This is a genomic window from Thermoanaerobaculia bacterium (genome assembly GCA_035260525.1).
Taxonomy (GTDB): Bacteria; Acidobacteriota; Thermoanaerobaculia; order UBA5066; family DATFVB01; genus DATFVB01.
This window is the reverse complement of the sequence record DATFVB010000219.1, coordinates 1-10,876: the sequence shown is the minus strand read 5'-3', so window position 1 is coordinate 10,876 and position 10,876 is coordinate 1. Positions and strand designations below refer to the sequence as shown.

Here is a 10,876-nt window from a genome sequence, read left to right as displayed (position 1 = left end):
CGCCGCGCCGTGGTCGTACGCCCCGCCCCGCGGCTCACCGACAGCGATATCCCGGAGCTTGCCCTCGGGCGTGCACGGAGTGGTTGTCGGATAGCCGGGTCGCGGCGGCGGGCCGCGGACCCTTGAGCGAGGCGCTGGATGACGTTCCGAGGAGAGAGGCGGGGACGCGCCGAGCGGTCAAGACGCGGCCGGGATCGATGGTATCGACCAGCCGCGTCGGGGTCCGAGATCCCGCCGCCGTTGACCCGGCCCGATATCCCGGAGCTCAATCCATCTGGCGCCGCAGCACCGTCGGGATGTCGAAGTCCTCCCGCGCCGAGGCGTTGGGGCCGAAACCGGTCGGATCGTCGCTCCGCATGAAGTGCGCGCGCTTGGCGGGGGCCGGCTCGGGCTCGTCGTCCAGATCCGCGAGCGCCTTCGGCCGGTCGTGCTCGGAGTCGAAACCCGTCGCGATGACCGTCACCTTCACCGATCCCGCCATCCGCTCGTCCGTGACGCATCCGAAGATGATCTCGGCATCCGGGTCGGCGGCGCGCTGGATGATCTCGGCCGCCTCGTTGATCTCGTACAGCGTCATGTCCGGGCCGCCCGTGATGTTCATCAGGACGCCGCGGGCGCCGTCGATCGAAGCGTCCTCCAGGAGCGGCGACGAGATCGCGGCCTGCGCCGCCGAGACCGCGCGGTTCTCGCCCGAGGCGACCCCCGTTCCCATCAGCGCCCGGCCCATGTCGGACATGATCTTCTTCACGTCCGCGAAGTCGAGGTTGATCTCTCCCGGCGACGTGATCAGGTCCGAGATCCCCTGGATCGCCTGGCGGAGGATGTCGTCGGCGATGCGAAAGGCCTCGAGATGCGTCGTGTCGCGCTCGACGAACGAGAGAAGGCGCTGGTTCGGGACGGTGATCAGGGTGTCGACGTGGTCGCGCAGGTCGCGCATCCCCCGCTCGGCCTGCTTCATGCGCTTGCCCCCCTCGAAGAGGAAGGGCTTCGTGACGATCCCGACCGTCAGCGCGCCCTGCTCGGCCGCGACCTTCGCGATGATCGGCGCCGCGCCCGTGCCGGTCCCGCCGCCGAGCCCGGCCGCGATGAAGACCATGTCCGAGCCGGCCAGCAGCGCGTTGAGCTTGTCGAGGTCCTCGAGCGCCGCGTTCTTCCCGATCTCGGGGTCCGCCCCCGCTCCGAGCCCCTTCGTCAGCCGCGAGCCGAGCTGGATCTTGTGCGGCGCGAGCGACTTGCGGAGGGCCTGCAAGTCGGTGTTGCAGGCGATGAACTCGATCCCCCGGATCCCCGCCGAGATCATCCGGTTGACGGCGTTCGAGCCTCCCCCGCCCACCCCCAGGACGCGGATTCTGGCAGGAGCGGATTCGGTGTCCTCGAGCTCGATCGCGAGGCGCTTCTCGGATTCGTCGTCGAAGGTGATCATCGCTCTTCTCCTCAGAAAAAGTCGCCAAAAAATTTCTTCACGCGGGACAACGAGAAACCTTTCGTCTTGCGGTGCGACTGGACGCGCTGGCCGTAGAGCAGGAGGCCCGTCGCGACCGCCCACTCGGGGCGCGAGACGACGTCGACGAGGCCGCCGATCCCGTGGGAGGGCACGCCGCGGCGGACCGGGCCGTCGAAGACCGTCTCGGCCACCTCGAGAAGCCCTTCCATCTCGGAGCCCCCGCCGGTCAGCACGTAGCCGGAGCGGAGCTCCGCGTCGAGCCCGAGGCGCTTGACCTCGTCCCGGATCAGCCCCATCAGCTCCTCGGCGCGCGGCTGCAGGATGTCGGCGAGCATCGTCCGGGGACAGAGCTTGGGCGTGCGGCCGCCGACCATCGGCACCTCGACCATCTCCTCCTCGGAGACGGAGGACCGGAGCGTCGAGCCCGACTTGCGCTTGATCCGCTCGGCGTCGGGAATCGGCGTGCGCAGCACGACCGCGAGGTCGTTGGTGAAGTGGTCGCCGCCGACCGGAAGCACCACCGTGTGCGCGATCGACCCCTTCTCGTAGAGCGCGACCTCGGTCGTGCCGCCGCCGATGTCGGCGAGGCACACGCCGAGCTCCTTCTCGTCGGCGGTCAGGACCGCCTCGGCGGCCGCGAACTGCTCCAGGACGAGCTCGACGACCTCGATCCCCGACTTGTTCAGGCACGCCGCGAGGTTCTGGGAAACCGCGATCGGCGCCGTCACGATGTGGACGTTCGCCTCGAGGCGCGCGCCGACCATCCCCAGCGGGTCGGCGATCCCTTCCTGCCCGTCGACCGAGAATTCCCGGGGAATCGCGTGGACGATCTCGTGGTCCTGCGGCACCTGGACGGACTTCGCCGCGTCGACGACGCGCGCGATGTCGTCGCGGGAGATCTCGCGGGCCTTCCCGGAGACCGCCACGACGCCCCGGCTGTTGAACGACCGCACGGCGGAGCCCGAGAGCCCGGCGTAGGCCCGCGTGATCTGGGCGCCCGCCATGATCTCGGCCTCCTCCGCGGAGCGCTTGATCGCGTCCACGGTCGAGTCCACGTTGATGATGTTCCCCTTCCGCGCCCCGCGGTGCGCGGTCGAGCCCTTCCCGAGGATGTCGAGCCCGCCGCGGGAGTTCGGCTCCCCGATCAGCACGCACACCTTCGACGAGCCGATGTCGCACGAGACCAGGAAATTTTCCGGCTTGGCCATCAGATGGTCTTCCCCCCCGCGAACGCCCCGGAGAACACCACCCGGCGGTCGAAGCGGAGGTCGATCGACTTCGGAACGATTCCGCGCGAGTCCATCTCGGGTTTGAGGGAGAACAGGGCGCGTATCTTCTCCGGGGCGTCGCTACCCAGAACTTCGATCGGTACGCGCAATGTTGCGTCCATGATACCGAATCCTCCGGAAGAAAGCGCCCAAATTTCCGACACCGTCGACGCGTACTCCGGGAAGCCGCGCTGGAGCGACGCGAGCAACGCCGCCGCCTCGGGGAGGCGCTCGTCCGGAGCCGTGACGATCGGGTAGTCGCCGGCGGACTCGCGCGGATCGAACGGCGCGACGACCGCGCCGCGAGAGTCCATCCAGAAGAGCGAAGCGCCGCGCCGGCAGAACGCGATCGGGGTCTTCTCCGTGATCATGATCTTCAACGCGTGCGGGAGCTCCTTGGAGACCGTCACGCGGTCGACCCACGGGACCTTCACGACCGCCGACGCGATCGGCGCCAGGTTCAGGAGCAGGAGGTTGCGGCTCTCGTACGGGGCGAGCGCCGCGAGAACGTCCCGCGTGCGGGTCCGGCGCGTCCCTTCGATCTCGAACCGCTCCAGCAGGAGGGCCGGCGAGCGGAGATACCTCCACGTTCCCGCCGAAGCGGCGCCGGCGGCGAGGAGCCAGAAGAGCACGGTCCATTTCCGGCCGAGCCGAGACGCCCGCGCGATCCCCGGACGGAGGAAGCCCGCCGTCATCGCTTCTCCGCGAGGTATTCCTCGCCCAGCCGGTACACGTCCCCCGCGCCCATCGTCAGGAGGAGGTCTCCCGGGACGAGCACCGCGTCGAGGAGCGGGACGATCTCCTCGCGCTTGGGCAGGAAACGGGCATTCCTGTGGCCGAACGAGGCGGCCGCTTCGACGACGGACGCGCCCGAGACGCCGGGGATCGGCGCCTCGCGCGACGGGTAGATCTCGGTGACGAGGGCGACGTCGGCGCCGTTCAAGGCGCGGCCGAACTCGCGAGCGAAATCCCGCGTGCGCGAGTAGAGGTGCGGCTGGAAGAGGGCGACGATCCGGCTCTTCGGATGGACCTGCCGCGCGGCCGCCAGCGTCGCGACGATCTCCGTCGGATGGTGCGCGTAATCGTCGACGACCCGGACGCCCTTCTTCTCCCCCTTCGTCTCGAACCGCCGGGCGACGCCGTCGAACCGCGCCAGGGCCCCGGCCGCGACGGGAAAGGGAATCGAGAGCTCGCGGGCGACCGCGAGGGCGGCGAGCGCGTTCTTGACGTTGTGGCGCCCGGGAAGGGGGAGGAACACCTCGCCGGCGAAATCCGGCTCGTCTCCCGCGACCGAGAAGCGGGCGCCGGAAGCGTCGAGCGCGAGGTCGCGGGCGCGGAGCGACGCCTGCGGCGACTCGCCGTAGGTCACCGTCCGGCGGGAAAGCCGGGGAAGAAGGTCGCTCGCGTTGACGTCGTCGAGGCAGACGAAGACGGCGCCGTAGAAGGGAACGCGGTTGGCGAAGGCGGTGAACGCGGCCATGATCTCGGCGAGATCGCGGTAGCAGTCGAGATGATCCTCCTCGACGTTCGTCACGACCGCGAGGACGGGGGTGAGCTCGAGGAACGAGCGGTCGTACTCGTCGGCTTCGGCCACGAGCCACTCCCCCTTCCCGAGGCGGGCGTTGGTTCCGAGGTAATGCGCCCTTCCCCCCACGAGGATCGTCGGGTCCAGACCCGCCTCGGTCAGGATCGCGCCGATCATCGACGTCGTCGTGGTCTTCCCGTGCGTTCCCGCGACGGCGATCCCCTGCTTCAGGCGCATGATCTCGGCGAGCATCTCGGCCCGCCGGATGACCGGGATCCCGCGCAGCCGGGCGCGCCGGACTTCCTCGTTCTCCTCCCCGACCGCCGAGGTGATGACGAGCAGGTCGGCGCGGTCGAGATGCGAGGGGTCGTGGCCGAGATCGACCGGGATGCCGAGCGAGGCGAGGCGCCGGGTCGTGTCGCTCTCGGCCGAATCGCAGCCCGAGATCGCGAGCGGATAGGAGAGCAGCAGCTCGGCGAGCCCGGACATCCCGACGCCGCCGATCCCGACGAAATGGATGCGGTGGAGCTTCAGGAACCTCATGGCGTTTCCTGAAGAAATTCGAAGCACGAAGTTCGAAATCCGAAACAAGCACGAAATCCGAATGACCGGAATCCAAAACGGGACTCCGCCTGGTCATTCGAAATTCGGGATTCGAATGTGTTTCGAGTTTCGAGCTTCGAATTTCGGATTTTCATTCGGCGATCTCGAACAGGAGATCCACGATCCGCTCCGCCGCATCCGGCTTGCCCAGCGTCCGCGCCGCCTCCCCCATCCGGCGAAGGCGGCCGGGGTCGCCGAGGAGCTCGTCGACGGTTCGGGCGAGCATCGCGCCGTCGAGATCGCCCTCGCCGATGACGACCGCGGCGCCGGCCGACTCGAACACCCGCGCATTCTCCTCCTGGTGCGCATGCGTGGCCGCCGCGAACGGGACGAGGATCGACGGCCGCGCGGCCGCCGCGATTTCCGCGAGCGTGAGCGCCCCGGCGCGCGCGACGACGAGGTCGGCGCGCGAGAACGCCTCCGCCATCGCGTCGACGAACGGCACGGCCGTGATCGATGGGAAGGGAGCGACGGCGTCCCGGACGAGGCCGAGCTCGCGCTCTCCCGTCTGCGCGAGGACCTCGATGCCCGCCGCGGCGAGCGCGGGCGCGGCGCCGGCGATCGCGCGGTTCAAGACGCGCGCGCCCTGGCTTCCGCCGAAGAGGAGCACCCGCCGCCCTCCGGCGGCCGCCGAGGGCACGCGAAAGAACTCCTCGCGGACGGGGTTTCCGGTCCAGACGCAGCGTCCCGGAAGGCGCCGGCACGCGGCTTCGAAACCGGCCGCCGTCGCGCGCGCGATCCGCGCCCCGAGCCGGTTGGCGATCCCGGGGACGGAGTTCTGCTCCTGGATCATCGCCGGGACGCCGGCCATGCGGGCCGCCGCGAGCACCGGGAGCGACGCGTAGCCGCCGACGCCGAGCACCGCGGCGGCGCGCTCGCGCCGCAGGATCCGCCGCGACTGCGCGATCCCGCGGACGAGGTCCGAAAGCGCGCGGACCTTCGCCCCGGCGCCCCGCCCGACGAACCCCGAGGCGGCGATGAACTCGATCGGAAAGCCCTCCTTCGGCGCGATCACGGCCTCGAACCCCCGCCGCGTCCCGACGAACAGGACGCGCGCTTCCGGACGGCGGCGGCGGATCTCGCGAGCGATCGCGATCGCGGGAAACACGTGGCCTCCCGTCCCCCCGCCGGCCAGTACGTACGTCTCCCCGTCTCTCGCCATCTCACGTGACGTGCTGGGAAACGTTCAGGAGGATCCCCGCCGCCAGGCAGTCGGCGACGAGCGAGGACCCGCCGTAGGACAGGAAAGGCAGCGGGATCCCCTTGGTCGGCAGGAGCGTGAGCACGACCCCGAGGTTCATCGCGGCCTGCAGCACGATCATCGCGGTCGCTCCGACGGCGAGATAGGCCAGGTGCGGCTCGGGAGCGCGGCGGGCGGCGCGGAGGCCGCGCCACGCGACCAGCCCGAACAGGACGATCACCCCGATGGCGCCCAGGAAGCCGAGCTCCTCGCCCACGATCGCGAAGATGAAGTCGGTGTGGGGATACGGCAGGAAGAAGAGCTTCTGCCGCGACTGCCCGAGACCGTTGCCGGTGATCCCCCCGGTGCCGACGGCGATCAGCGACTGCGCCGCCTGGAAGCCGCGCCCGAGCGGATCGGCCTCGGGGTGGAGGAACGCGAGGAACCGCTGCTTGCGGTAGCCGGCGGAGAGCACGAGGAGCGTGAACACCGGGATGCATCCGGCGACCCCGATCACGAAGTAGCGCAGCGGCGCCCCGGCGAGGAAGAAGAGCGCGCCCGCGACGAGGAGGTACGACATCGCCGTCCCGAAGTCGGGCTCGGCGAGGACGATCGCCGCCGAGAGGCCGAGGAAGCTCGCCGCGGGGAGCACGCCGTGCACGAAGTCGTCGAGCCGCTCGCGTTTCCGGTCGATCTGATACGCGAGGAAGAGGACGAGCGCGACCTTCAGGAACTCGGCGGGCTGGAGGGTCAGGGGCCCGAAGACGAGCCAGCGCCGCGCCGCGTTGATCGGCGGCCGGAAGAGAACGGCCACGCAGAGCGCGAGGCAGGTCCCGAGCGCGCCGTAGACGACGATCGGCTTCCGGAATTGGCGGTGGTCGACGCGGGACACCACGAACGCCAGCGTCAGGCCGACGATCAGCGCGGCGAGCTGCTTGGCGAGATAACGGTAGGGATTTCCGAAGAGGCGCGCCGCCTCGGGCGCCGAGGCGCTGTAGATCATCACGCAGCCCAGCAGCGCGAGGGCGATGAACGCCGTGAAGAGGATCTTGTCGGAAGCGAGCTTACGCGCCATGCGCCACCCGCCCGAGAACGAGGCCGCGGAAATGGTCGCCGCGCTCCTCGAAATTCCGGTACTGGTCGAACGACGCGCACGCCGGGGAGAGGAGCACGGTGTCGCCGGGGCGAGCGGCCTCGGCGGCGAGATCGACCGCCCGCTCCATGTCGCCGGCCCGCCGGGTTTCCGCCCCGGCGATCGCCCGCTCGATCTTCTCGGCCGACTGGCCGATCGTCAGGACGAGCCGGGCCTTGCGCGCGACGGGCCGGGCGAGGATCGAGAAGTCGCTCCCCTTCTCGGATCCCCCGAGGATCAGGATCACGCGGCCGTCCGGGAAACCCGCGAGCGATTTCACGACGGCGTCCGGGTTCGTCCCCTTCGAGTCGTCCACCCAGGCGACCCCTTCGGCCACCGCGACGAGCTCGGTGCGGTGCGGCAGCCCCGCGAACAGGGTGAGGCCCGAGCGGATCGCTTCCGGCGAGGCGCCGGCGAGCTCCGCGGCGGCGGCGGAGGCCAGCGCGTTCTCGAGGTTGTGCAGACCCGGGAGCGCGACCTCCGCCGCGGCGCAGAGCCGCCGCCGCTCGCCGCCGATCTCCGACCAGAGCGCGCCGTCCGCGCTCCACGCTCCGCCGGGCGCCGCCTTCCGCGTCGAGAAGCCGATTCGCCGCGCCGGCGGGCGAAACGCCGCCGAGCCGGGATCGTCTTCGTTGACGATCGCGGCGTCGCCGTCGCGCTGGTTCTCGAAGACGCGCGCCTTCGCGGCGGCATACGCCGCCAGGGTCCCGTGCCGGTCGAGATGGTCGGGCGTGACGTTGGTGACGACCGCAACGTCCGCCCGGAACCGGTCGATCGTCTCGAGCTGGAAGCTCGAGACCTCGACGACGAAGAAACGCGGGCGGCGCGACGCGCAAAACGAGGAGAGCGCGGTCCCGATGTTGCCGGCCAGGGCGACGTCGCGGCGGTCGCGCCGGAGGATCTCCGCGATCCACGTCGAGACCGTCGATTTTCCGTTGGTTCCCGTCACCGCGACCCAGACGTTCTTCCCCTCGGCTTCCTCCTCGAGGATCCGCCACGCGACCTCGAGCTCCGAGAGGACCGGAATCCCCCGGCGGCGCGCCTCGGCGGGGATCGCGTGCGAGAGCGGGACCCCGGGGGAGATCGCGAGGAGCTCCGCTCCGTCGAGCATCGCGGGATCCGGCCCGCCGGCGAAGAGCTCGACGCCCGCGGCCTCGATCGCCGGCGCGGACTCGATCTCGTCGCGGCGCTTCCGGTCTCCGGCCGCCACGGATACGCCGCGCGCCGCGAGCGCCTCCGCGAGCGCCGTACCGCTCCGCGCGAGCCCGAGGACGGCGATCCGCTTCTCCCTCATCGCAGCTTCAGCGTCGAGAGCGCGAGAGTCGCGAAGAGCAGCGAGAGGATCCAGAAGCGGATGATCACGCGCGGCTCCGCCCAGCCCGCCAGCTCGAAATGATGGTGGATCGGGGCCATCCGGAAGATCCGGCGGCCCGTGAACTGGAACGACGCGACCTGCAGGATGACCGAGCCGGCCTCCATGACGAAGAGCCCGCCGACGATCGCCAGGAGCACTTCCTGCTTCGCCATCACCGCGACGATCCCGATCGCGCCGCCGAGCGGGAGCGACCCGACGTCCCCCATGAACACGTCCGCCGGGTGACAGTTGAACCAGAGGAAGCCGAGCGCCGCCCCGACGATCGAGCCGCAGAAGATCGCGAGCTCGCCGGCTTCCGAGACGAACGGGACGCGCAGATAGTGGGCGACGACCGAGTTCCCGGCGATGTACGTGAGAACCGCGTAGGTCGCCGCGGCGATGCCGACGGCGCCGATCGCGAGCCCGTCGAGACCGTCGGTGAGGTTGACGGCGTTCGAGGAGCCGACGACGACGACCGAGACGAACGGAACGTACAGGACTCCCAGGTCGAGGACGAATTTCTTCAGGAACGGGAACGTCAGGATCGTGGAGAGCCTCGGCGCCTGCGGCCAGTGCTGGATCACGAACGCCGCCGCCAGCGCGACGGCGAACTGGAGCACGAGCTTGCGCTTCCCCGTGAGGCCGCGGCTGTGCTTGCGGCGGACCTTCGTCCAGTCGTCGAGGAAACCGACGCAACCGAGGGCCGCCGTCGTCCCGAGCGCGATCCAGGTGTCGCGCGTGCCGAGATCCATCCAGAGGAGCGTGGCCGCGAAGATCGCGCCGAGGATCAGCAGTCCGCCCATCGTCGGCGTTCCGGCCTTCTTGTAGTGGGATTCCGGCCCTTCCTTGCGGACGAACTGCTTCAGCTGCCAGGACTTGAGCTTGCGGATCACCCACGGACCCAGCCACAGCGAAAGGACGAGCGCGGTCACCGCGGCCATCGCCGTTCGGAACGTGATGTAGCGGAACACGTTCAACGCCGGAAACGCCGAGCGGAGGGGATAGAGGAGCGCGTAGAGCATTCAGCGTCCCGCCTTCCGCAGCGCGTCGGCCGCGACGTCGAGTCCGACGCCGCGCGATCCCTTGATCCAGACGACGTCCCCCGCGGCGAGAGTCGGACCGACCGCATCCAAGACGTCCTCCGCCCGTTCGAGACAGGTCACCCTGTCGGCGGCGAGCCCGGCGTCCACGGCGCCGCGGCCGATCTCGCGGGCGAGGGGACCGACGCAGACGAGCCGGTCGACCCGCGCCGCGGCGAACTCTCCGAGCTCGCGGTGCCAGCGCGGCCCCTCGGCGCCGAGCTCCCTCATATCGCCGAGCACGGCGACCCGATGGCCGGGCGCGGCCGCGCCGGCGAGCGCCGCGACCGCGGAACGCATCGCGTGCGGGCTCGCGTTGTACGAATCGTCGACGAGCTCGGCTCCGGAGACGTGCCGGTACACCGCCCCGCGGCGCTCCGGCGGCGAAAAGCGCGCCATCGCGGCGGCAACGTCGGCGGGACCCAGGCCCCACACGAGCGCCATCGCCGCGGCGCAGAGGCAGTTGGTCACCTGGTGCCGCCCGGCAACGGGGAGACGGACCCGCGCCGTCTTCCCGCGCATCGAGATCGTGAATTCGCTCCCCGAGAGCCCGGACGCGGAGATCTCGGAGGCGCTCACGTCGGCGTCCTCGGCTCCGAAGGGGACCGCGTCGCCGTCCCACGTCTTCGCACGCGCCCGGAGGCGCTCGTCCGCGGCGTTGTAGACGAGCGTCCCGCCGGGGGGAATCCCTTCGGTGATCTCCCATTTGGCGTCGGCGATCTCGTCGACCGACGCGAAGTTCTGCGCGTGCGCCGCCGAGACGTTCGTGATCGCGGCGACCTCGGGGCGGAAGAGGCGCGAGAGCGCGGCGATCTCCCCCTTCGTGCTCATCCCGAACTCGCCGCAGACCGCCTCGAGCCCTTCCGGCAGGCCCAGCACCGCCATCGGAAAACCGATGCCGCTGTTCGCGTTCCCCGGAGTCTTCCCCGTGCGGAAGCGGCGGGCGACGATCGCCGCCGCCATCTCCTTCGTCGTCGTCTTTCCGACCGAGCCCGTGACGGCGGCGAGCCGGAACCCCTCTTCGGCGCGCTTCCGGGCGGCGAGCGCCTGCAGCGCCCGGAGCGGATCGGGCACGACGAAGAGGGGAAACCCCTCGGGAATCCCGTCGGGCGCCCTCGCGACGAGCGCGGCGACGGCCCCGCGGCGCGCCGCCTCGCCGACGAAATCGTGCCCGTCGGCGCGGGCGCCCGGCAGCGCGACGAAGAGGTTCCCCTCCTCGACCCGGCGCGAGTCGACCGCGACCCCCGAAAACGTCAGATCGGCCGGCGGCGCGATTCCCCACGCCGCCGCC

The 10,876-nt window shown here is 70.7% G+C and carries 9 protein-coding genes; all 9 read right to left on the bottom strand.

Translation table 11 applies throughout. The features are described from left to right. Positions 1–265: 265 nt before the first annotated feature. On the bottom strand, positions 266–1,423 hold the full coding sequence (gene ftsZ / locus VKH46_11180) for a cell division protein FtsZ (GenBank protein ID HKB71397.1): 1,158 nt from the start codon (positions 1,421–1,423) through the stop codon (positions 266–268). A gap of 11 nt (positions 1,424–1,434) precedes the next feature. Then, a complete protein-coding gene (gene ftsA / locus VKH46_11175; GenBank protein HKB71396.1) occupies positions 1,435–2,652 on the bottom strand; it encodes a cell division protein FtsA in 1,218 nt (405 codons plus the stop codon). Continuing rightward, positions 2,652–3,407 (bottom strand): FtsQ-type POTRA domain-containing protein, encoded by a 756-nt coding sequence (locus VKH46_11170; GenBank protein HKB71395.1) that lies wholly within the window; start codon positions 3,405–3,407, stop codon positions 2,652–2,654. Before VKH46_11170 ends, ftsA begins: the two co-directional genes overlap by 1 nt. Continuing rightward, positions 3,404–4,780, bottom strand: a complete 1,377-nt coding sequence (gene murC, locus VKH46_11165; protein ID HKB71394.1) for a UDP-N-acetylmuramate--L-alanine ligase — start codon at positions 4,778–4,780, stop codon at positions 3,404–3,406. The genes VKH46_11170 and murC overlap by 4 nt, the downstream gene beginning before the upstream one ends. Positions 4,781–4,931: 151 nt before the next feature. Beyond that, on the bottom strand, positions 4,932–6,002 hold the full coding sequence (murG, locus tag VKH46_11160; protein HKB71393.1) for an undecaprenyldiphospho-muramoylpentapeptide beta-N-acetylglucosaminyltransferase: 1,071 nt from the start codon (positions 6,000–6,002) through the stop codon (positions 4,932–4,934). A gap of 1 nt (position 6,003) precedes the next feature. Then, positions 6,004–7,095, bottom strand: a complete 1,092-nt coding sequence (gene ftsW, locus VKH46_11155; GenBank protein HKB71392.1) for a putative lipid II flippase FtsW — start codon at positions 7,093–7,095, stop codon at positions 6,004–6,006. After that, on the bottom strand, positions 7,085–8,446 hold the full coding sequence (murD, locus tag VKH46_11150) for a UDP-N-acetylmuramoyl-L-alanine--D-glutamate ligase (GenBank protein HKB71391.1): 1,362 nt from the start codon (positions 8,444–8,446) through the stop codon (positions 7,085–7,087). Before murD ends, ftsW begins: the two co-directional genes overlap by 11 nt. Further along, positions 8,443–9,528 carry a phospho-N-acetylmuramoyl-pentapeptide-transferase gene (mraY, locus tag VKH46_11145; protein ID HKB71390.1) on the bottom strand — a complete coding sequence of 362 codons (1,086 nt, stop codon included), beginning with the start codon at positions 9,526–9,528 and terminating at the stop codon, positions 8,443–8,445. The genes murD and mraY overlap by 4 nt, the downstream gene beginning before the upstream one ends. Next, positions 9,529–10,876 (bottom strand): UDP-N-acetylmuramoyl-tripeptide--D-alanyl-D-alanine ligase (gene murF / locus VKH46_11140; GenBank protein HKB71389.1); only part of this gene is annotated, 1,348 nt, incomplete at its 5' end. It lies immediately after the preceding gene.

Excerpts from the sequence above, each read along its gene's own strand:
- ftsZ (HKB71397.1), bottom strand. The coding sequence starts at position 1,423 with ATGATCACCTTCGACGACGAATCCGAGAAGCGCCTCGCGATCGAGCTC.
- ftsA (HKB71396.1), bottom strand. The coding sequence starts at position 2,652 with ATGGCCAAGCCGGAAAATTTCCTGGTCTCGTGCGACATCGGCTCGTCG.
- VKH46_11170 (HKB71395.1), bottom strand. The coding sequence starts at position 3,407 with ATGACGGCGGGCTTCCTCCGTCCGGGGATCGCGCGGGCGTCTCGGCTC.
- murC (HKB71394.1), bottom strand. The coding sequence starts at position 4,780 with ATGAGGTTCCTGAAGCTCCACCGCATCCATTTCGTCGGGATCGGCGGC.
- murG (HKB71393.1), bottom strand. The coding sequence starts at position 6,002 with ATGGCGAGAGACGGGGAGACGTACGTACTGGCCGGCGGGGGGACGGGA.
- ftsW (HKB71392.1), bottom strand. The coding sequence starts at position 7,095 with ATGGCGCGTAAGCTCGCTTCCGACAAGATCCTCTTCACGGCGTTCATC.
- murD (HKB71391.1), bottom strand. The coding sequence starts at position 8,446 with ATGAGGGAGAAGCGGATCGCCGTCCTCGGGCTCGCGCGGAGCGGTACG.
- mraY (HKB71390.1), bottom strand. The coding sequence starts at position 9,528 with ATGCTCTACGCGCTCCTCTATCCCCTCCGCTCGGCGTTTCCGGCGTTG.